This window comes from Chryseobacterium nakagawai (assembly GCF_900637665.1).
Classification (GTDB): domain Bacteria; phylum Bacteroidota; class Bacteroidia; order Flavobacteriales; family Weeksellaceae; genus Chryseobacterium; species Chryseobacterium nakagawai.
The window spans coordinates 3,929,177-3,951,261 of record NZ_LR134386.1 but is presented as its reverse complement, the minus strand read 5'-3'; the positions used below and the strand labels follow the sequence as shown (position 1 = coordinate 3,951,261).

General features: G+C 37.1%; 27 protein-coding genes. 16 read left to right on the top strand and 11 right to left on the bottom strand.

Translation table 11 applies throughout. The annotated features are described in order from the left end of the window. Positions 1-24: 24 nt before the first annotated feature. Both EL260_RS17820 and EL260_RS17815 read left to right on the top strand, forming a co-directional pair. Complete coding sequence (locus tag EL260_RS17820; RefSeq protein WP_123856672.1) at positions 25-885, top strand: DUF4240 domain-containing protein; 861 nt, start codon at positions 25-27, stop codon at positions 883-885. Positions 886-1,097: 212 nt separating this feature from the next. Beyond that, on the top strand, positions 1,098-2,054 hold the full coding sequence (locus tag EL260_RS17815; protein WP_123856670.1) for an MBL fold metallo-hydrolase: 957 nt from the start codon (positions 1,098-1,100) through the stop codon (positions 2,052-2,054). Positions 2,055-2,090: 36 nt separating this feature from the next. Here the strand turns inward: EL260_RS17815 and EL260_RS17810 are convergent, their stop codons facing one another. Beyond that, positions 2,091-2,435 (bottom strand): winged helix-turn-helix transcriptional regulator, encoded by a 345-nt coding sequence (locus EL260_RS17810; protein ID WP_228445518.1) that lies wholly within the window; start codon positions 2,433-2,435, stop codon positions 2,091-2,093. Positions 2,436-3,026: 591 nt separating this feature from the next. Between EL260_RS17810 and EL260_RS17805 the strand changes: the two genes are divergently transcribed. From EL260_RS17805 to EL260_RS17750, 11 genes are all read left to right on the top strand, one after another. After that, entirely contained in the window at positions 3,027-4,277 is a 1,251-nt protein-coding gene (locus EL260_RS17805) for a site-specific integrase (RefSeq protein WP_115169380.1), read from the top strand. A gap of 546 nt (positions 4,278-4,823) precedes the next feature. Next, positions 4,824-5,216, top strand: coding sequence for a single-stranded DNA-binding protein (locus EL260_RS17800; protein ID WP_034871542.1), 393 nt, complete (start codon positions 4,824-4,826; stop codon positions 5,214-5,216). 43 nt (positions 5,217-5,259) lie between these two features. Further along, entirely contained in the window at positions 5,260-6,333 is a 1,074-nt protein-coding gene (locus tag EL260_RS17795; protein WP_034871437.1) for a DUF932 domain-containing protein, read from the top strand. A gap of 103 nt (positions 6,334-6,436) precedes the next feature. Next, on the top strand, positions 6,437-6,769 hold the full coding sequence (locus EL260_RS26050; RefSeq protein WP_228445516.1) for a hypothetical protein: 333 nt from the start codon (positions 6,437-6,439) through the stop codon (positions 6,767-6,769). A 19-nt stretch (positions 6,770-6,788) separates the two neighbouring features. Then, a complete protein-coding gene (locus tag EL260_RS17785; protein WP_034871436.1) occupies positions 6,789-7,304 on the top strand; it encodes a DUF1281 family ferredoxin-like fold protein in 516 nt (171 codons plus the stop codon). Beyond that, on the top strand, positions 7,288-7,737 hold the full coding sequence (locus EL260_RS17780; RefSeq protein ID WP_034871435.1) for a hypothetical protein: 450 nt from the start codon (positions 7,288-7,290) through the stop codon (positions 7,735-7,737). The genes EL260_RS17785 and EL260_RS17780 overlap by 17 nt, the downstream gene beginning before the upstream one ends. Positions 7,738-7,934: 197 nt before the next feature. After that, positions 7,935-8,546 carry a PRTRC system protein E gene (locus tag EL260_RS17770; RefSeq protein ID WP_115169381.1) on the top strand — a complete coding sequence of 204 codons (612 nt, stop codon included), beginning with the start codon at positions 7,935-7,937 and terminating at the stop codon, positions 8,544-8,546. An 18-nt stretch (positions 8,547-8,564) separates the two neighbouring features. Continuing rightward, the gene (locus EL260_RS17765; protein ID WP_019976352.1) at positions 8,565-8,783 is read left to right on the top strand and encodes a PRTRC system protein C; all 219 of its coding nucleotides are present in this window, start codon (positions 8,565-8,567) and stop codon (positions 8,781-8,783) included. Positions 8,784-8,800: 17 nt separating this feature from the next. Beyond that, positions 8,801-9,955 (top strand): hypothetical protein, encoded by a 1,155-nt coding sequence (locus tag EL260_RS17760; protein ID WP_059344611.1) that lies wholly within the window; start codon positions 8,801-8,803, stop codon positions 9,953-9,955. A gap of 10 nt (positions 9,956-9,965) precedes the next feature. Next, the gene (locus tag EL260_RS17755) at positions 9,966-10,691 is read left to right on the top strand and encodes a PRTRC system protein B (protein WP_034871431.1); all 726 of its coding nucleotides are present in this window, start codon (positions 9,966-9,968) and stop codon (positions 10,689-10,691) included. After that, positions 10,691-11,500 carry a PRTRC system ThiF family protein gene (locus tag EL260_RS17750; protein ID WP_094771545.1) on the top strand — a complete coding sequence of 270 codons (810 nt, stop codon included), beginning with the start codon at positions 10,691-10,693 and terminating at the stop codon, positions 11,498-11,500. Before EL260_RS17755 ends, EL260_RS17750 begins: the two co-directional genes overlap by 1 nt. Positions 11,501-11,622: 122 nt before the next feature. On the opposite strand, the gene EL260_RS25650 is transcribed toward EL260_RS17750, so the two are convergent. Further along, positions 11,623-11,778, bottom strand: coding sequence for a hypothetical protein (locus EL260_RS25650; RefSeq protein WP_164466541.1), 156 nt, complete (start codon positions 11,776-11,778; stop codon positions 11,623-11,625). Positions 11,779-11,921: 143 nt separating this feature from the next. Between EL260_RS25650 and EL260_RS17745 the strand changes: the two genes are divergently transcribed. The 3 genes from EL260_RS17745 (at position 11,922) to EL260_RS17735 (ending at position 16,653) form a co-directional block, all read left to right on the top strand. Next, positions 11,922-13,850: an ATP-dependent nuclease gene (locus tag EL260_RS17745; RefSeq protein WP_034871426.1), complete on the top strand. Its 1,929-nt coding sequence runs from the start codon at positions 11,922-11,924 to the stop codon at positions 13,848-13,850. Continuing rightward, positions 13,850-15,670: a UvrD-helicase domain-containing protein gene (locus tag EL260_RS17740; RefSeq protein ID WP_068791508.1), complete on the top strand. Its 1,821-nt coding sequence runs from the start codon at positions 13,850-13,852 to the stop codon at positions 15,668-15,670. Before EL260_RS17745 ends, EL260_RS17740 begins: the two co-directional genes overlap by 1 nt. Before the next feature lie 98 nt (positions 15,671-15,768). Continuing rightward, on the top strand, positions 15,769-16,653 hold the full coding sequence (locus EL260_RS17735) for a hypothetical protein (RefSeq protein WP_034871425.1): 885 nt from the start codon (positions 15,769-15,771) through the stop codon (positions 16,651-16,653). Between the two features lie 9 nt (positions 16,654-16,662). Here EL260_RS17735 and EL260_RS17730 read toward each other — a convergent pair whose 3' ends face one another. The 9 genes from EL260_RS17730 to EL260_RS17690 form a co-directional block, all read right to left on the bottom strand. Then, positions 16,663-17,052, bottom strand: coding sequence for an ANTAR domain-containing protein (locus EL260_RS17730; protein ID WP_034871424.1), 390 nt, complete (start codon positions 17,050-17,052; stop codon positions 16,663-16,665). 277 nt (positions 17,053-17,329) lie between these two features. Further along, complete coding sequence (locus EL260_RS17725; RefSeq protein WP_034871423.1) at positions 17,330-17,623, bottom strand: helix-turn-helix domain-containing protein; 294 nt, start codon at positions 17,621-17,623, stop codon at positions 17,330-17,332. After that, positions 17,604-17,915, bottom strand: coding sequence for a helix-turn-helix domain-containing protein (locus tag EL260_RS17720; protein WP_034871538.1), 312 nt, complete (start codon positions 17,913-17,915; stop codon positions 17,604-17,606). The genes EL260_RS17725 and EL260_RS17720 overlap by 20 nt, the downstream gene beginning before the upstream one ends. Positions 17,916-18,092: 177 nt before the next feature. Beyond that, positions 18,093-18,386: a hypothetical protein gene (locus EL260_RS17715; RefSeq protein ID WP_019977033.1), complete on the bottom strand. Its 294-nt coding sequence runs from the start codon at positions 18,384-18,386 to the stop codon at positions 18,093-18,095. A 108-nt stretch (positions 18,387-18,494) separates the two neighbouring features. Beyond that, positions 18,495-18,944: a DUF3872 domain-containing protein gene (locus tag EL260_RS17710; RefSeq protein WP_034871422.1), complete on the bottom strand. Its 450-nt coding sequence runs from the start codon at positions 18,942-18,944 to the stop codon at positions 18,495-18,497. Positions 18,945-18,956: 12 nt separating this feature from the next. Beyond that, positions 18,957-19,517 carry a conjugal transfer protein TraO gene (locus EL260_RS17705; protein WP_019977031.1) on the bottom strand — a complete coding sequence of 187 codons (561 nt, stop codon included), beginning with the start codon at positions 19,515-19,517 and terminating at the stop codon, positions 18,957-18,959. Positions 19,518-19,537: 20 nt separating this feature from the next. Then, entirely contained in the window at positions 19,538-20,431 is an 894-nt protein-coding gene (traN, locus tag EL260_RS17700) for a conjugative transposon protein TraN (RefSeq protein ID WP_034871537.1), read from the bottom strand. Between the two features lie 23 nt (positions 20,432-20,454). After that, a complete protein-coding gene (gene traM / locus EL260_RS17695) occupies positions 20,455-21,795 on the bottom strand; it encodes a conjugative transposon protein TraM (RefSeq protein WP_059344614.1) in 1,341 nt (446 codons plus the stop codon). Beyond that, on the bottom strand, positions 21,782-22,069 hold the full coding sequence (locus EL260_RS17690) for a nitrogen regulatory IIA protein (protein WP_123856668.1): 288 nt from the start codon (positions 22,067-22,069) through the stop codon (positions 21,782-21,784). The genes traM and EL260_RS17690 overlap by 14 nt, the downstream gene beginning before the upstream one ends. Between the last annotated feature and the right edge of the window lie 16 nt (positions 22,070-22,085).

The window sequence follows — 22,085 nt, the reverse complement described above, 5'->3', positions numbered from 1 at the left end:
GATCAATCACATATTATCAGCTTTATGAAAAGGAATTTAATCAATCAAACTGGAATCTCTGACAAATTTTGGAATATTGAATATTGGGGAAACACACAAAAAATAGTATTTGGAAAAACGGGAACCCAAGGACGTGAAACCATTAAAGAATTTACAGATGAAGAAGAATGTACCAAAGAGTCTGAAAAGCTAATCGGGCAAAAGATCAGGAAAGGATACACTGAAATTCTTGAAAATGAAGAAATCCCACAGAAGGCGGAACTTTCTGAAGCTGAAAAAGCAGATATTTATTTCTGGGAAGCTATAGAAAAATCAAATAAATATAAAAATGCCCACTGGAGCGAATATGATATTGATGAACATCTGGAGAATCTAACCCTATACCTTTCCCGGTTTGGAAAAGAAAGACTGGTTCTTTTTGAAAAGACTCTTCAGGAAAAGCTGAGTGAACTTTATACTGCGGAAATTGCCGAACTTTCCAACATCCTTGAGAATGATTTTAAAACGGAGAACGGGAGCTATATTTTTGACGGTTACCTTTCTGATGACGGATTCATTTATTTCCGTTGCTGGCTATTGCTGAAAGGTAAAGAGTTTTTTGAAGATATTAAAAAAGATATTCAGGTATTTGTCAGTGGAAAATATAGTTTCAATATCGGGGATTGCTGGGCAGAAGGGTTATTGTATGTCTCTGATGAAGCCTATTCTGAAAATCATGATAATGAAGATGAATCAGAAATACGAGATACAGTTGATGAGCTTTATCCGGAGAATCATTACGACAGTATGGATCGTAAAATGAACCGTGAACCGAAAAATGGTGCTGAGCTTCAGAAGATGTACCCTCAATTGGTAAAAGAAATGGGTGAATTAAGAAATACATAGATCAGTTCTGATAATCAATACAATGTAAGCCATAAACAAACGGCAGGCATCTCAGATGCCTGCCGTTTGTTTAAGTAACAACTGATGACAACAGGAGAGGAGAAATGTAATATTGGGAAATAGTGGTTACCTTTTTGTAATCTCTATTTTTATTTTAGTCTCTATTGGTAACTATTATAGTTTACTTTTGTAACTAAATAAATATTTCAAGAATGAATACTAACATTAAATCCACCATTCTGCTGTTAATCTGTCTTTTATTCAATAATTTGCTCTTTTCGCAAACTCATGATGCTTACAGAATCAAGATAGGAAATACAGAAGTTTACTCTCTGCTGGATGGCACCATTGAAGTGGATGCAGAAAAGTTATTTAATGATCATACGCCGGGAAAACCTGCTCGTTTACTTACCTCTCAGTTTATTAATAATCCTGTAGAGATCAGCATCAATGTTTTTCTTGTAAAAACGGATCGTAAACTTATTCTGGTAGATACAGGTTCCGGGGAATTGCTGGGAACAACCGGAGGACATATCTTGGAAAGTCTTGCTTCTGTAGGAATAAAACCGGAAGCTATAACGGATATCCTGCTGACTCATATTCATGCAGATCATTCAGGAGGACTTATGATAAATAACAAAAAGGTTTTCCCTGATGCCACCATCCATGTCAATAAAAAAGAACTGGATTTTTGGCTGAATGAAACTAATGCTCAACAGGCTTCAAAAGAACATATGGGAGCTAATCCACAGACATTTGAGAATGCAAAGAATATGTTGACCCCTTATCTTAATGATCATCAGGTAAAAACATTTGAAGGAGTGAATACTGAAGTGTTGCCTCATATTTATAGTTATGCCGTTGGTGGACATACTCCGGGGCATACGATTTATCTGTTGAAGGATGGTGGTGAAGAACTCTTCTTTTGGGGGGATGTAGTACACGTTGCTGCTATTCAGTTATCTGCTTCTGACATATTGGATCATTTCGATGTAGATCATCATGCTTCTGATATAGCCAGAAAATCCTTTTTAAAACAGGCAGCCGATAAAAATTTACTGATTGCCGGGGCTCATATTTCCTTTCCCGGATTGGGAAGACTGAAAAAAGAAGGGAAAAAATATATTTGGTATCCCGTTCCATACAGCACTTCAGGAAGATACCAATAATGACGAGGGTAAGATATTTTGTGTTTATAACAGCTATTATAGCTGTTCATTTTGTTGTTCCAGTTCATGATGCTTCTGATTCCATAGCGTTAACTGATTAAGTATGGTGAGAAGTTCTATTCCTTTTTCGCTTAAAGAATATTCGACCCTTGGTGGCATTTCATTAAACTCTTCACGAATGACGATCTTATCTTCAACAAGTTCTTTAAGCTGTTCGGTGAGTACTTTTTTAGAAATGATACTCATCAGGGCAAAGATTTGTCCAAACCTTTTCTTCTTTAAACCAATGGTATAAATGATGATGGGTTTCCATTTGGTACCAATGGTAGCCATCGTTCTGGTCATGGGGCAGTTGTGGCAAATGAAGATTTTGTTTTTCATTGAATTTTTTATATCTGAAAAAGAATTTTTAGAAAGATTGTTTACAACAAATTTAATCATTAATCAAGAACTTACCTATATATTAAACGTGCAATTTGTAATAGATATAGAGGGAGTATCCAGGACGTGATCAACATTGAATAATATAGGGAAAGGTATTATTTAATTTCCAAAAATAAATTCATATTAAGCTTATAAAAACATTATTATATCCACATATAGATTAAATTACTATTATTTTTTTATCGACTATTTTGATGAATCATTATAAAAATATATTTTTGCAGTCAATAAGATGAAGTTATTGCAACTCATTCTATTATTTTCAATAAAAAAGATTAGTAAAAAGCAAAAGTAAGCAAAACGATTAAGACCGTTGCTATACAGTGTTTTATAAAATAGTAGTCGTAGTTTGGAACTCTGTGTCTGATAAGTTTTGGGCTTAAAATGACAAGGTTAGGTTACTAATTCGTTACCGATTGATAAAGGTAATGATATATATTAACTTGTTATATTTCAGTCTTTTGCACCTCTTTTTACATTTCCTTGTAACTCAATGAAAGTTAATTTTAAACATTAAACATTTGAGTTATGGAGCAGACAAAAAAATCGACGTTCAAACTGCTTTTCTATTTGAAAAAGAACGAACTGAAAAAGAATGGTAACGCACCAATTATGGCACGTATTACCATTGACGGAACACCGAAAACTTTGGGGACAAAGTTAGAAATAAACCCTAATAATTGGAATTTAAAACACGGAAGAGTTGAGGGTAAAAGTGCCGTTGCATTGAATATTAACCAGAAACTGGATAACATACGTGGTCGTATCGACAAGATATACGAAGACATGCAGAAACATGAAGGTTTTGCCACCGCACAGAAAGTAAAGCTTTCTTTTCTTGGTGTCGGTGTGATGGATGATGCAATACTAAAAGTATTCAACGATCAAAACGAAGATTTTAAAAGATTGGTCGAAAAAGAAGAACGTTCACAAAGCACTTACAACAAGTATATCACGGTTTACAACCATCTTACCAATTTTATTAAAGAACGTTATCATCGTGATGATATGGCATTCCGGGAATTGACTGCCGAGTTTATCAGGGAATTTGATTTTTATCTCCGATACGATTTACAGTCTTCTCACAATACAGTTTGGGTTTACACGATGCCGGTGTTAGGTCTCGCTGAATTGGCTATCAAAAAAGGCTTGATACGTGATAATCCCTTTCAGGATTATGAGATAAATATGCAGGAAACCGACAGAGGTTACATTTTGAAAGAAGATGTTGAGAAGCTGATGAAATGCGTACCGTCACACCCAAGATATGAGCTTGTAAAAGATCTCTTTATCTTTAGTTGTTTCACCGGACTTGCTTATGCAGACATTAAGAAATTAACTCGGAATAATATCCAATCATTCTTTGATGGTCATCAATGGATCATCAGCAGGAGAAAGAAATCGGATATTGCGTCCAATGTTAGGTTGATGGAAATCCCAAAACGTATCATTGAAAAATATCAAGGTACGACGAGGAACGAAATTATCTTCCCGGTTCCTACAAATGTAACCTGTAACAATCACGTCAGTAAATTGATTGAAACAGCGGAGATCATTACAGAACAGAAAGTAACCTTTCATACGGCAAGACACACTTTTGGTACGATGTTCTTAACCGAAGGCGTACCGCTTGAAAGCCTTAGTAAAATGATGGGACACAAAAACATTTCCACCACACAGATTTATGCTAAAATAACCAGCCAGAAAATCAGTAAGGATATGGATTTGGTGGCTCCGAAATTTCAAGAAATGGAAGAAGCATTTTTAGCAATCGTCTGATTAGATTATTACACTTCCTTTTAACAGAGCAGAACTTTATAGGTTCTGCTTTTTTTATGCCCGTACTTTTTTACAGCCAAAGCACATTTATCTCCCTGCGTTTTGTTTCCCTCTCTCATAAAAGAGCTTTTTAAGGCTGTTTTCTAAATAGAAAATTGAAAAACTAACTCCTTATCCATTCCCTTTCAGTTTCATTTTTCAAATCTCTCTTATAGGCTTTAATAGCCTGGTCAATTACAACAAAAATTTAGGACAGAATATTTCCATAATCAACCGGTAAAAAGGCAGCCAAAGTACGGCGGTCACCCCAAGCTCAATCCCAGCCAAAAGACTACGGCATAAACGGTTTCCTCCCTAAAGGTACCCTCCAATTATTCCGTTTCCTTTTGGCTTTTCCTCTTGACCGCCTTGATAGTCTGCTTTCTTTTTTCCGGTTTTTCTTTTGGAAAAAATTATGCGAAGCGAAGCGGAGCAAACCACAACAGGAAGCAGGAAACGAGAAAAGCGAACGTAACAAAATGTAAAACTTTTAAAACAGGAACGATTATGAACATCATCGGAAGACTGACAAGGGATGCGGAAGTACGCACAACGTCACAGGACAAACAAGTAGTAAACTTTTCAGTAGCGACCAACGAAAGCTACAAGAACAAACAGGGCGAACGCATTGAGCAAACAACCTACTTCGACTGTGCCTATTGGCTGTCTGCAAAGGTAGCATCACTACTGACCAAAGGCACTTTGGTAGAACTCACAGGCAGGGTAAGCACAAGAGCGTGGACAGGCAAAGACGGAGAGCCGAAAGCAGGTCTGAATTTCCATACCTCAAACATCAAGTTTCACGGAGGTATCAAAAGAACCGAAACCGCACAGGCTACTGCACAATCTGAAAACAACGGATTTACAGCACAGGGAACAGAGGACGACCTCCCATTTTAATCAAGAACATTCAATCATTTTTTAACATCAAAATTTTATCAAAATGGCACATAATATCAATTTCAACGAGCAAACAGGAAAGCACAGTTTCTTTTCAGTACAGCAAAAAGCGTGGCACGGTTTAGGGCAAATCGTGGAGCAATACCCAACGAGTGAGGAAGCTATCCGACACGCAGGGTTAGATTACGAAGTCATAAAATCCCCACTGTTTACCAAAGGTTCGGGTATTATCGAAACAGCCAACGGCATCGAGATAGGCAGTAGCGAATTGGAAGTACCTAACTATTTCGCCAACATACGCACTGATAACAATGCAGTTTTGGGCGTAGTCGGTAAGGATTACCACATTGTACAGAACCGTGAAGCCTTTAATTTCTTTGATGCCATTGTAGGTGGTGGCGAGGGTATTCTCTACGAAACCGCAGGAGCATTGGGTAACGGAGAACGCATTTTTATCACAGCCAAACTACCCGATTATATCCGAGTGGGCAATGGCGATGATGTTACGGAAAAGTACATTTTCCTAACCACTTCGCACGATGGTAGCGGAAGTATTACCGCAGCGTTTACACCTATCCGTATCGTGTGCCAAAACACCTTAAACGCTTCGTTACGCAATATGACCAATGTAGTCCGTATCAAACATACTTCGGGAGCAAAACAGCGTATTGAGAACGCTCACAAGATTATGGGACTTGCCAATACGTTGAGTAACCAATTAGAGAACATTTTCAACAATTGGACAAAGGTAAAAGTATCAGACCGAGAAGTAAGAAAGCTAATCCAATTGGCACTTTGCCCGAACAAGGAAACTTTAGAGCTAATCAACAAAGGTGCGGAAGATGAAATTTCCACCGTGTTCAAAAACGTGGTTGATAATGCTTTTACCTATGCGATGATAAGCGACACACAGCAAATGGACACGACCAAAGGTACATTGTTCGGGGCATATAATGCCGTAACAGGCTACTATCAGAACGTAAGAAATTACAAAGATGATGAAGCCAAGTTGCAGAGCATTGTATTAGGTGGAACGGCTCAACAGAAAACGCAGAAAGCATTTGAATTGTGTACCGCCTTTGCAACAGACGGTGCGGAAATCCTAAACCTTAATTAAATAACAACAGGCTACCGCCTTAATCGGTGGTAGCCTACTATAAACAACAGTTATGACAATAGAGATATATGAAGCAACGCTAAAGCACGACACAGGTACAACAATGCTAAGAGTAATATCACTAAGCGGAAAGCAGGGAGCAATACAGCAGATAACAACCGTAGAGGGTTGTCCCGAATGTGCCATTGTGGATATAGTAGAAATTTTTAACGATACAAGACAGCAGGATATGAAAGCAAAAACCATAGAGGAAGCAAAAGAATTGGCTAAAGGCAAGAGCCTTAAAAAAAAGCACAAGGACGAAACAGTACATATTATCTACTGCAATCGTACAGAGTATTTCTACATAGACACGGACGGTTTAATACGCCTTTGGGAGCAGTCATTCGGCTACTATGTGAATGGCGTTTATACCGCTGAAAAATCACATTCATGACCTTAAACAATAAACGATTATGACAAATTGGTGCAGTAATACGGTTGTTTTCGAGGGCAAACCCGAAGCAATCGAACAGATACAACAGCTATTCAAATCAATGGTTGAAAAGGAACAGAAAGAAGAATGCGGACAGTTACCCGAATTTGTTTCGGAGCATAACGGTGGTTATTTCTTTGAAATCTATCAAAACGATGATGTAACAGGCGTATTCCAATATGAAACAAAATGGTCGCCCAATATTGTAGAAGTACAAAAGATAGCAGAACACTATAACGTGAATTTCACACAGGACTATCTGGAATTGGGTAACTGTGTATGTGGCAGGGCAACATCTGCTGACAAGCTACTCACAGATGTTTTTTTGGAGTACGAAGATTTTGAACAGTTCGAGTTTGACGAAGAAACTGACACCTACCATTTTGAGGGCGAAGATTACGACAGCGAGTACGAAATTTTAGAAACCTTATTGGAACGTAAAATCGAAAATCAATTTACCAACACTAACATTCAGAACGATGAAATTATCAGATAAACCAACAGCATACGTACTGCTCAAAGCAGGAACCAACAGCGAATGGGACAATTGCAATTTTGCCATTGTCCACATTACCGAAGATTGGAAAAAGGAACAGCAAAAAAGGCTTGAAATGGTTAAGCCGTTTGAAGAAGATTACTTTTTACAATCACTGAACTATTACGATACGGCAGTAGATTTTTATACCGCTGACGAAGACGATAACCCCGATTTATACAAATGGCTTGAAAATAAGCCTATGGCATACGTGGATATTGACAAAGAAGAACTCCAAACATTATCCGTACCCGAAAATCGCTTGGACTGTTACAGGCTTGTACTATATAAGACAGGAACAGCAATGTATAAAGCCTACGGAAAGCACACGAGCGAAGAATTTTGGTCAGAGGAATTTCCATTATCACAATTAATTACAGAGGTATGTATATAACCGATTTGAACGGTTGTGAAATTGAAATAACCGACTTAAAAGAAGCTATCAAAATAGCCAAAAGAAATACAGGGTACAGCCACGAGGACAAAAGTTTCTCGGAGTTTGACAAACGACAAAAAGCCTATTGGGTGGACATACACGAGAAACTCACAGCAATCAAAAAACGAATAGTTAACAATTAAAATTTCAGAACGATGAATACCAATTTTTTCAATCAGATACAAGCTTTGGACTATACAGGGGTACTGCAACTCAACATTTCCAAAGGAGCAGAAAACAACCTTATCGTATCGGTATTGCTCAACAACGAACAATGTGGAGATAGTGCCAAAAATCTAATTCCCCCCTTAACGTTTAACGCCACTCCGCAGGAATTTGACGAGGGATTTTTTGAGCAGATAAAAGCACCTGTTAAAACCGTTTCGGGCGTAATGGTGGATATGGAAAAATTCTTAAAACAAATGGAGGAAGTCAAAAAGCAATCGGCAATGGAAAAAGAAAAGACCGAGAAAGCCAAAAAGGAAAAAGAAGCCAAAGACAAAAAATTTAAAGACGGAATGGCAAAGGCTGACGAACTCGAAAAAGAGGGCAAATTCCGTGAAGCGTGGATGAAAGTTCCCGAGATAACCGAATTTCCCGAAAAAGCGGACGAGATACGCAAACGCAAAACATCATTGTCAGACAAATTCGCCACACCGAGCCTTTTTGGAACAATTGAGGAAACAGCACCCGAACTGCCACAAGCAGAAGAAGTTATATCCGACTATCCCATTGATGAAACGGACGAAGAAGAAACAGAGTATTAACCATTAAAAACGAGCATTATGTTATTAGCAACGCAATTGGAAAGAGTTTTTATACTCAAAGATAAAGGACAGGACATCAGACTGACCGACCCCGAACCACGTTGGAGCGTGGAAGCGGTAATGAATTTTTACGCCAATATGTACCCCATACTGACTACCGCAAAAGCATCTGCACCGCAGATAAAGGACGATGCAGTCGAGTACAGATTTGAGAGCGTAATGGGAACGAAAGGGTAAACCAAAATTTTAAAGCGATGAACTATGCACAGACATATCCTATCGGGAACGATTACAATACCCGAACAGCAACGACAAAGACAATTGCACCGCCAGTTAAACGAGTTCGCCAATTGGATGCAAAAGCCAAAGGATGCAAACGAAGTACGGAAAGACAAACGCAAATCAGTACCAACAGCGATGTTGCCAATGGTTTTCTAAAATGTTCGTTTCTGCCTAAACTGAAAGAAACGAAAACCGTACAGGCTTGCAGTAAATCAGACAAAACGGAAAGGGATTTTTTTCAGTCCCTTTCCAAATTGGCAGAACATTACAATATTGAACCTGCACAGACCAAACAATTTGACTATCCCTATAATATGGCATTGGCTATGACTGATGTAGAGGAAAAGTTAAAGAGCAAGGTTTTGGATTGGGAAGAAATCCGTTTGGTACAGGACAGTAAGAAAACCTATTTCGTAAGTGAAGAACGCTACAATACAGGAGCAACACTTTTTTACATTCCTGTTTCGCCATTGTACCGCCTTTTGCACGATAAAAAGAGAAAATCCAACGCACATTTATTATTGTCTGTTTGTGCTTATCTGTATCATATAGCCGACATTCCGTATTACAGGCAGGAAGCAAGCTATCTCTATTGGATGTACGAAATGATGAACGATTGGGTTGAACAGGACGATTATACCGAAGAAACCGAAGTTTATTTATCAGAAATCAAACAAGCCGAATTTATCGGTGATTTTATTGAACAACGGATTTATAACCGTATCAATCTGACCGTATTTGAACAGCGTATTGAAAAGTTCAAAGTAAGAAATGTTTTTGACAAGGAATGTTTAACCGTAGCAAAAGAAGCCTTTTCCCTGTATAAAACCTATCCGAATGAAAATGTACTCCGCAATGCCAAACCCAATGGAGAAGCATCTGGAGACGATATGGAAAATGTTATCGGAATGGAAAAGTACATTTCATTTTACGCAGACCATAAAGGTTGGCTGAATGAAACCTTGATAGAATCCGTAAACACCGATATACAGGAATACGGACAAATGGAAGAACCCATTATACTAAAACAGTTTGACGGCAGGGATATAACCGCCAACAATCTTTGTTTTGAAAAGAGGTTATTTCAATTATTACACAACCTAAGCGATATTTTACACCAATGTTAAACACAAGAATATGGAAACGATTAACGATATAACACAGGACTTCGGGACATTATACCACCCCAAATCGGCTTTGGTATTCTACGAAACCAAAGAACGGACAACCGATGTGTATGTAGAGCATTTTGATATGGATAAAAACGGAAATCCAATCAATGCCCACCCATTGACCGTGAGAGAAGCAAATATATTGGCAAAGTCACTTCGCACCGAAAAAGACAAGGACAAAGCCTTTTTAAAACCAAACGGAATTTTACCGACAAACATTTTGCACCTTAATCCGAGTGCAGAAAAAGCCACGGTAATCTGGTACACCAAAGCACAGCAAAGAAAGTTGTTTTTTGTGGACGGTCTGAAAATTCCCAATGGTAAAGCCTTTGTACCGCCAATGCTTTGGAAAGCAAGCAAAAACAGTCTTGCCGTTTATTCCCTTTCGAGTGACAGAAGACCGAACGATAAGACTAAACTGCATTACGCTCCGTTTTTCAATATTTACGAAGATGGTAAAGTTTGTATGGGTACAGTAAGCGTTGATATTAAAAAATCGGCTTCGGTGGAAGAATTTATACAGGCTTGGGAACACTACTTTTTCAATAGTTATTTCAGCCACTTATTGGGCAAACACAATCCCATAAAAGGCGATTGCGTAAAAGTTTGGAAAGACCTTATCAATACAGATAAACCCTTTCCGAAAGAAGTATTGAAACCGTATAACAAAACCCTTAAAAATCTATTGTAATGGAAACAGTAAAAACAGCCGTTCATTTTACGGACAACTATTTGATAAGCCCTACTAACCCGATTGAAGTCAATTTGATTGGTGCAGGTGGCACAGGTTCAAAGGTGCTGACCGCCTTAATGGAAATGAACCACAGTTTAACAGAATTGGGACACGCAGGATTGCATGTTCGTTTGTGGGATGATGATATTATCACGGAAGCCAATTTAGGCAGACAGCGATTTGCACCGAGTGAAACAGGCTTGTACAAATCGGTAGCACTCATAAACCGTGTTAATCGGTTTATGGGAACAAATTGGAAAGCAGAAACCCAAAAGTTTGAACGCAATTCTTTAGGAGGACTGCCCGAAAATGCGAAAGCTACGATTTATATTACTTGTGTGGATAATGTAAAGACAAGGTTTGATATTGCAGAAATGCTCAAAGCAATGAGTAAACAACGCAGAGCCAACCGTGATGAACCAAAATATTGGTTGGATTTTGGAAACAGCCAACATACAGGGCAAGTGTTACTATCTACCATCGGAAGTATCAAACAACCCGACTCTGAAAGGTATGAAACGGTGGCAAGCCTGCCAATGGTTACAGATGAATTTGGAGAACTGCTAAACCAGTCCGAACAAACGGACGATACGCCAAGTTGCAGTTTGGCAGAAGCTTTAGAAAAACAGGATTTGTATATCAATGCAACATTGGCTCAAATGGGTTGTTCGCTGTTGTGGAATATGTTTCGCTACGGAATGACCGAAAACAGGGGATTTTTCATTAATCTGAAAAATTTCCACACCCAACCCCTGAAAGTCGCCTGACCCCAAAAGGTCGGGCGGCGAAAAGACGCATCCTTCCTTTGGTCGGAACCGCCTTTTCGCATTTAAAAAGGTGCAACCACTTTCCTAAAATGCACCGCTATGCAGTTCCCTTTCTCTACATTTTACCAAACAGGTTGCGACATTCTTTTCATGGGATATTCATTATCCCATTTGTTGTTTTTGGAAATGACTTCTTTTCTTTTCACATCTGCGACCAAAGAAAAGAAGCAAAAGAACGTCGCTTGATTAGAAATAATACTTTGAAAGCAATTTATCATACAATACCATTTTTTTTATAAATTAGCCAAAGGCTTGAAGTATTGTTTGTTGCTCAACGAGATTGTAAAACTTATTTTCAATTTAATTGATTCTATACATACCATTATAGCTTTGTTTATTTATTTCTAACCAAGAAAAGCAAATGTATTTATCCTATATAAAAGTTGAGAATTACAAAGGAATCGAAGCAATTGAAACAGAATTTGACCCCAAATTAAATATAATTATTGGTGAAAATGGGTGTGGAAAATCAGCAATCATTGACGCTATACGTCTGTTATATAATATTGGAGAGCCTATCAGAGAGATTTCTGTTTCATCTGATGACTTTCATCAAAAAACAGTAGAGAACGGAGGAATCAAAACTATTCAAAAGTCTTCACTCATTACTATAACATATGTTTTCAAAGGGCTATCTACAGCGCAAAAAGGAGCTTTTTATGAATATATGGTAATCGATCCTAATAAAATCGAAGAAGATTATGCTAAAATATCGATTTCTTACGAAGAGAAAGATGGGAAATATCCGAACTTCTCATATAATACAGGAAATATTGATGGGCAAAAAGCCGATTATAAAACATTTGAACTTTTTCAACATTACTATTTAGGGGCATTGAGAGATAGTACTAAAGATCTACTGAGCACTCGGAATAATATTCTTGGAAAAGTTATAAGACGATTTGTAAAGAGAGAAAAGTCTGAGTCTGAAATTGAACAAATTATTAAAGATGCTAATTCTCAATTGTTGAGCCGTGATGAGGTAAAAAATACCAGAGATGGGGTGAATACAAATCTCGAAAGTATTTTTAAGAAAGTTATTGATAATAAAATTGGGGTTAGAATTGAAGAAGCAAAAACAGAATATATTGTTAATGCTATTAAACCCTATCTTCCACATGATAGATCAACCCTAACGGATGAAGGATTTCATTTATGGCAAAATAGTTTAGGGTTAAACAATCTGATATACATAGCAGTAGTTCTTGGTGATATAAAAGAGCAAATTAAAGATAATGGTCTTCCTCATTTCGCCTTATTAATTGAAGAGCCTGAATCTCATCTGCATCCCCAATTGCAACTAAGCCTTTATAACTTTCTCAACAATGCAAATGCTACCGAAAATAGTCAGCTATTTATAACTACTCATTCACCGACTTTAACTTCAAAAGTCCCCCTAAAGAATCTTATCCTTTTGGATTGTGGCAAAGCGACAAAACTTGATAAACAATTTCAAAATAGAGAGTCTGAAAAATTAATCGAAGATACCACCAAAAATAAGGAATTGTTAGATCCTGATTTGGAAAATAGAATGAAGAAGCTTCAGAGATATATAGACGTGACCAAATCTCAACTTTTATTTGCAAAATCAATTTTGTTCATTGAAGGTATTTCAGAAGAACTATTGATTTCAGCGTTTACTCTTTTGGAGGACTATAAATTGGAGGATTACAGAACCGAAATTGTTAACGTAAAAGGAACATCTTTCTATCCATTCCTCTATCTTTTTAATCATTCAAATCTATTAGAGAGAATTAACAAACCTATTTCCATCATCACAGATGATGATAGATTTACAGATTCGAAAAAAACTGAATATAGTTTTGATAGTTTGATAAATGATACCACTATTCTCGATCTGTTAGATGATTCTATTCAAAAAGGTAATGCAGTATCGAGAATAAAAAACTTGAATTCTGTAAAGAATAATGCAGATAACATTCAAATCTTTGAGTCATTCAAAACATTAGAATACGAAATTGCATTGCATAACATAAATGATGATAGGAGAAATTTTAAAAGCAACTTTTTAGTACAATATTTAGACCTTGTAGAAAGTGCTAAAATCATTAAAATTGTTGCTTATATGGCGACATTTGCTACAGATTTAATGACAGATGAGCAAAGAAGGAAAGTTGCAATTCTCCTATGGAAAACTTTTCCCGCTAAAGCTGAATTTGCACAGGACTTCTCAATTCATTTGCTGGATAATTTGGAAGATGCAAAAGCATCATTTATGGTTCCAAAGTATATATTAAATGCATTAACTCATTTAAAAAACGGATTATAATGTATTTTGAAAATGAGGAAAGATTAGCTTATCTACAAGCTAGGGGGAAAGTTATTCTAAGTGCCTGCCCAGGTAGTGGAAAAACAACCACTATTGCGAAGAAGATTTTAAATTTAGAAACTTCAAAAGAAATCGGAGGTCATTCTGGTGTAGCTTGTTTATCGTTCACTAATTCTGCTAAAGACGAAATTAATGAAGCATATAGAAAGCTAAGCGGTAAATCACTTCAGTTTCCTAACCACGTATCAACCATTGATAGTTTTATAAATAAATTTATTACACTTCCTTTTTATAATTTGCTTAATCGTGATTTCAATAGACCAAAGATACTTGATCATACAAATATCTTAGATGACATGTGGAAAACGACCTACGTAAAAAATGGAAAGACACTAGATGGTTTGTTACGACCTTTGAATAACGCAGAATATAAAGCAAAAAATAATCGCAGTATTTTTCATTTATATCCTCCGAGCGAAATAAGAATTGAGCCTGATGGTACATTTTCAATAAATGGTAATCAACCATCTCTGGATAAAGTAGATAGAGAGAATTTTAATAAGTATTGTCAGCTAATAAAAAATAGACAATTTACAAAAGGTCTTATATCAACTGGAGACTCTGCATATATTGCACTACATTTATTAAGAAATAACCCCAAAATTTGCCAATGGCTTAGTCTAAGATTCCCTTTTGTTATAATTGATGAGGCTCAGGACAATTCTTTAATACAGCACGCCATATTTGAGGAATTGGTGAACCAAGGCCTGAAAAACATTGAATTAATTGGAGACCCTTATCAAAGCCTGTATGAATGGAGAGACGCAAAACCTGATGAATTCTTAAGAAAATATGAAAGCGATCAAACTTGGCAATCTTATGACTTGACCGACAATAGACGTTCGCCTCAAAGTATCATTGATGTTTTTTCTAAAGTTAGACGTTCAGACGACTTAGCAATTAATAGTGTTGACTGTGAGGAGCAAAATAACTCTGTTATAGTGTACAAATATTCAAGCAATAATCACCAATTAATAATTAAACATTATGACGATTATTGTTCAACAAAGAAACACCTTAATAGCTGTATTGTAGTTAGGGGAAATTCGTTAAAAGATTCGTTGCTGGGAAAAAAACTAGAACAAAGACCTTGGGGTACAGAACTACCTAAAGATATCATTTATGCTAAAAATCTCTACATCAGCGGTGATATTAAAAATGCAATAAAAGAAATACGAGCAATAAGTATTCAGCTCATTTATACTGATACATCTGATTATCATATACTAAAGGAAATTGAAAAAGAAAAGAGTGTTGATCCTCATTTTAATTCTTTAATGATTACCATCTTAAATGAATTACCTGATTTTAGCAAAACTGTACAAGACTGGACAACAGAAACTCAGCTTTTTCTAAAAAACAGATTGAAACTTAATTATGACGTTGACTTTAATTTACGAAATAGAAAATCAAAATACTTCGAAAAAACTACATTATTGGAAACCGTAAGCCAGCATTTCAAGAAGTCTTTTTCTGCTTTTAATATTCCCATTACAACAATACACCAAGTCAAAGGTCAAACCTTGGATTCAATTCTTGTTTTCTTCAATGAAAGAAAGCATAAGGATAACATCTTATTTGAAAACATATCAAACAGCGGAAATATTTTTCCTGATGAAACGAGGAGATTAATATATGTAGCCCTATCCAGACCAAAATATCTATTAGCAATGGCATTTCCGGATAGTATAAAAGATATTGATCTCAAAAAGAAATTTGGTGAAGCCATAAAGATAGTAACACAAGAAGAATTGATATAACTGCTGACGTTTCGAAAAGATTGTGAAAGGGATAGTCAAAGAATATATTTACAAAAAAAGTATGCACCAAAATGGTGCTTAAAAATTAGTAAAAGCAAATGCTAACCTATAACGAACTTATAGAACTAAGAGACCAATTAGTAAATAGCGAAATTCAGTTGGAACTTGCAAAAGCACAGTATTGGAATGGGTCCAAAGAGGAACAGCGCTCCTGGCATACAAAAGACTGGAAAGAAAGGAGGTCAGAATTTATTAAAGATAAATGCGAAATTTGCAGTAGTACTGATACATTAACTATACAACATAATTCTCATCCAAGAAAATATTCCGATTATTTAAGAGAACTAATAAGAGGATATACTAAAGACTACATAGATAGCAATCAAGAAGTTAGTAAGTCTGATTTTACAGATTATGTGCTAAAAAAATATAATTATGAACCCGTTCCACTTTGTTCAAATTGCAATAACAAAAATCCAAGCGTAAGGGTAAGGAAAACTCCAAAATATCGCTGTGCAGATTGTAAGCATGAATTTGATGAAGCAATTTTCAGAACGGCAAATGAACTCATTTCTATATTTTACGAAAATGAAGATGCTTACGAGGTTCAAGATAAATGTTTTGTTTCAAAGGATAAATGGGCAAATAAGAACAATCTATCTAATATCCGATATTGGTTACAAAGAGAACGTGCTAAAAATAAGGATGCAGAGCAGATTGAGAAAGAAGCTTTTTTACTTCATGTAAATGACTGTATCAAATATCTTTCCTTTGAAGATGCAATAACTGCGTGCAGAAAATGCGCTTATAATCTTGATATCAAAAAGATGGAACTATGTCCTCAATGTAAGCAAAATTATAAAGGACTTCAGTATCCAACCTGTATCGATTGTTTGCCCGAAGAAAAGCGAAAAGCTGCACTAAAAAGTATACAATTCGGAAAAGAATGGCATGAAATGCATAAAGGGTTGGGGATTGACTAAATATAATAATTAATTTTCTACAACTTTTTCAATCGCTTTTTTAAAATCAGCAACATCACTGCCAACCAATAAACAACTCGAAAAACCAATATTTAAAAGAGCCTTGCCAACTTTCTCATCATCAATATCACTATGGGCAATCAATTTAATACGTGGATATTTTTCTCTTAATTCCTGAAGCTGTACCAGCACATCATTATCGTAAAAATCTAAGTCTATGATACAGACTTCTGGAAGTGCTTTTAAAGCGGATAATTGAGTTATTCCATCTTCGACATGCTCCAAGCGGAAGAGTATTTCAAATCCTGAACCAGAGAGGTCATTGCAAATACTATCTAAGATGAGGCTTTTATCATTGATAAATGCCAGAGATTGTTTGGGTCTGTTTATTGTATCCATAATGCCATTTTTTCTTTTTCATGAACCCTACACAAAAAAAGAAAGCGTAGGCAATCACACTTACCGGCATTAAGGCACTGGTACGCCATCCCCCAAATAAGCGGACGCCCACGCCTATGACGTGAGCGTTCTTACTTATCTGTTCCGGGGATTTAAAAATTACCAGTTTCTAATGCGGAACCTAAAGCAAAAACACTTTAAGTATTTTCTATCTTCTACAAAGATACAAAACTCATTTCGATATAGAAATATGCCCTAAACTAAATTTGATCATAGATTATTTGATTTTTTGGCTACAATAGTTTTGCTCCAATACACTCAATAAATCTGTTTCTTTATAAATGATTTTGCCTCCTATTTGAATATACGGCAGAATATTGTCATCACGATATTGTTGCAAAGTACGTTTACTGATGTGTAACAGCTTGCATACATCTTCGCCCGACAGGTATATTTCTCCGTTCATTACGGGGCGGTAGTTTTTTAATATTTCTTCAATACGGCTTCGCAACCGCATTATCATCTCCTGTTGTTCGATGATTTCTTCGGTTTCATTCGTCAGTAAATCCATTGTCATTGGTATTATACGAATGTTTGCCTTTTAGCAAAGCCTGCACATCCGAAAGTTTATAATAATTTTTGCGGTTAAGCTTGGAGTAAGGCAATAAGCCTTTATCCTTATAGGTCTGCAAAGTCCGTTTGGTAATGTTCATCATCAGGCACACTTCCTGGTTATCGAGCCATTTCTCTTCTTTGAAAATCGGGGTATATTTCCGAGTAGCGTTTTCGGTCAGTTCCAAAAGTGCTTTCAGCTCTTTTTTCATTCCATCCAGTAGGGATTTTTGTATTGCGATAACTTCCATATTCTGCTCAATTTTTCTGTGGAAGTCTAATTTATAATGGCTTATTACATAACTGGGAAATGTTGTAGTCATTGGCGTTGAGAGGCAGTGTTTGGCTGTTTTCTTTTGCCGTAAACAAAAAATCGGATAGCCTTTTGGGTTATCCGATTCGTTAAAAAGTTTATAGGGAAATTTCTATCAACGTTTGGTAGGCTGTTCAATTTTAACTTCCTGTTGTTTTTTCTCCCTTTCTTTTTTCATCTGTGTATAAGACCAAAGAATAACAACGCCAAGAATAATTAAAGCATAGGCAATCCATTTACCAACACGTTCTATAAAACGGATAAATACAGATGCTTCAAAACTCGAAAAGCCCTCTGCACCCATCGCATTACGTCTGTAAAATTTCCTCCGGCTTATCCAGTAGATAAGACCTATACCGATAACAAGCGGAATAATTCCCATTACCAATTGAGAAGTAACTGCATCCATATTGTCAAAATTATATCAAATAAATTTAAACAAAACATCCTTGGTTGAAAATCAAAAGCAAAAAACCGACCTATAAAGTCGGTTTTGTCGTTGTCAAAGTTGTTGTTCTTAATCACTACTATTGAACTGAAAACTTAATTGCTTTTCATTCCCGAAGCTGTCCGAAATCCAAACCTCAAAGGATTGTGAAACAGCAGATGTTGAAGTGTAGTACAAGCGAAACTGCTCTGTTGGTAATGAATACAAATCGTTCGGGAGGTACGGTGGTTCATCGTAGTATTGCAATGTTCCTGTACCGTCAAACTGAAAATAGCGAAGAAAATACTGAGTGTTCGTGTAGTTTCCTGTTCGATGTATGGTAATGCGGATCTCTACCGTCTGCCCATCGGCAACATCTTTGGGTACCGGCATTACATTTACCTCAAAAGGAAAATCGTTCTGTATTTCGAGTTCATCATCTTTGCTACAAGATACCAAAGAAACCGAAGCTGCGAGAATTGCCAACATTAAGTATATCGGCAATAAGCCTATTCTGAATTTATTGAATATTGCTATCATTGTTTTTACATTTTAAAAGTTAAACCTTAATCCCACACCTGCGGAGGGGCGGAACTGTTTCATATCCGTACCCCATACGACCTTAGTACGTCCTTGCAGAACTAACACAAAACGATCTGACAGGTACGTTTCAAAAGTGAGCCTTCCACCGGCTCCGTAGATGAAGTTGTCTTCATTCAAAACCTTTGCTCCATCATACAACATTGTTTCGCCACGGTTGATTGTTTCATAACCCAGTACGCCTGTTATAGCTGCATTCAGCGTGATGTTTTTACGGGCATCGCCCAAAAGAAAGAAACTATAACCTCCCTCAGCTGTGTAGGTTTCCTGTGGTATGCGAAGATCTTTGTAGTTGTGGTATTGATGGGTATATTCCAACGCCCATAGCTGATAATTGCCGTTTTTGCCGTTTACAGTCATACCAAGGCTGATGTAATAATCGTTGCCGATTTTATCATCGGATAATACACCAACATTTACTTCCAATCCTTTTTGTTTAGGCAACATTCGTTGCGCTTGGCTGGTTGTGATGCCTATCAGTATAAGCATCACAGTATAGATATACTTTTTCATATTATTGCTTTAAAGGTTTATTAAAATTTCAGATGCATATCGTTGATCAATCGGGCTTTTATCAAATCCGAATTTTCTACCTGAAGTGTTTGATGACGACCACCGTTCTTCTCGAAAATCTCAACCAACAGTACCTTATCATCGGCAATAGTGAATTGGTCTAACAGGAAAACATTTTGTTCGGTGGTTTGTCCCGAAATTTCTGTAAGTGGTTTATAGGTACGAAGCGGTATCATCGGGCGTTCCTGTACTACGGTTCGTTTGGCAACCTTTTTATCAACTACCTTGAAATTCACAAAGTCGATATTGAACGGTACATTGCTGCGATTTCTCAATTCCGTATGGAAATAGTATTTACCATTGTGTATGTAAATTCCTTTCAGAATAAACTGAATGCCGAAACTCTTAGCCCCAATATGCTTTACAATGCGTTTGTCCTTTTTGTAAATAGTTTCCAAAAGCAAGCCCGCCAATGAGGGAGAATTGTTGCCCAATTCTTCAAAAAGCACATCGTTACCGTTGGCTTTGTCCACTGCTTTTTGCATTGTCAAAAGGTCATAGCTCAATGCTTCGGGATACCCGCTGTAATACACATTGAAACTGTAAAAACGTCCGTCATTCGTGATAACGGAAAAATTGGTTTCCGCTTCAAAATCCCTTACCGATGCTTTTACACGCAATACATTTTCGGCATCTTCCGCTTTTCCTGCAATTAGGTATTCACTTCCCAAATCCACGTAACGAATGGCAGTCGGGAAAATCAGGTGCGAAGTTTTATCGTAGGTCAATTCCATACGGTACGGTTCTATCTTGCCCAGGGCAAGCGGTGTTCTAATGCTGTCCTGTGCATAAGATTGTACGGCAAAGCCAAGTATGAGGGCAATTGCCCAAAAAGTTTTAAAATGATTTTTCATTGTTTTATTATTTGAATTCAACATTATTTTTTAGATACCAAGAAGACCTGATGTCCTGCTTTCAGTGTTACCTTTGGCGTTCTTACTTTTTTGGCGAAATAGCCCGAAATACCCTGTACTACGCCACGGCTAAGGTCTGCGGCAACTTGCTGTCCGGCATTTTGAGTAAGCATCAAGCTTGTTCCTGATTGTTGGCTCATATTGCCTGCCATTTCTGTAAGGGCATTCATTTCAGGCGAATACGGAACATACAATCCTTGCTGTCCGTCCAAATCGTAAATGGTAATATCCACAGGGATGATGTTGCCCTCCAGTTCTATCGAAGTAATTTTTAGCTGTAATCGCCCTCCCTGAAATTTGGCATTAGCTGTTACAATCGTTCCTTTGGGAATGGTTCGTTGTGGTGTTTGGGCTGGCTCCAATAAACGAAGACGTACACCTGTTTCGCCAACTATTGTTTGTGTTTCGTGTACGCTTGCTTTTATACTGTTTTTCGGTTGTACCACCTGCTCAATGGAACCTGCGGTATAAAAGCCACGATTTTTGGTCTGGCTCCAATCGGCTAAAAATGCACTATCGCTGGGTTCACGGTATAAGGCAGAAACAGTGTTTTTCCTCATAGACGTAAATGCTACAAAATGCTCTTTTTGATTAGTAGTAGCAGTTCCTGAAGCATTGCTGTTATTGACAGGTAGAGCTTCTAAAGTACTCGTACTACCTTGGGGAAGATACTTTGCTGCCATCTGATAGGATTTTTCCATCAGTGCAAGCTGGTCATCTATAGTTGCAGCTTTGGGTACATCTTTTTCAGCCAATTGCTCTTTCAGTTCGTCCAATTGCCTGCGGAGTTCTATTGTTTCCAAATTATCGTCCTGATAAAACGAACCCAATGTACTTTGTGCATTGCGGTAACTGTTTAAGATAGAATTTCCATATCTGCCGGAATTTCTTTCAGAACCATAACGATAGCTTTCCTCTTCTTCAGGTATTTCTTCTTCCATACTCTGGGAGCTGTCTGTATTCCAGTAATCTGAAAGCGTTGTCAGGGCATTTCGTTTTTCTTTATCCTTTTGTTCCAGCATTTCCTGTTCGTATGCCTTTTGCTTGTCCGACTGTAATCCTGCTTCAGTAGCCTGCGGAACTGCATCGTTCAGTCCAAGACTTTCGATTTCGTTCTTATCTTCCGATGGTTTAAATATGAGATACATACAGCCTACAAAGACAATTCCCATCAAGCCGAATATGAGTGGCTTTTTCAGTTTATCGGCTTTGCTCTGCGTACTGTCTTGCAGCACATCAGCGGTTTCTTTCGGATTACCCTCGGTTACCCGAACCACCGTCTTTTTATTTTCATTTTCTTTCATAAATCTTATTTTTAAAAATGGTTGATAATGTGTCCTGTAAGCTTACAGGGCTTTCTCCTTTTCTGAGTACAGGGTTTTCCATATGCCTGATTTTCATATCGTTTTCAGACTTTCCCGTGTCGTACCAAACTTTGGCAATCACGCCTGCGGTAAGCATCAGATAACCCAAGAAAAAGTATAGGGTATATTTGTGCTGTTTGCGTACAGGCAGTTCACGCCAGCGATCATCCAATTGGTCAAAGTGCCTGTCCATCTTTGCTCTTAATTTTTTCATATTGTAATGATTATCG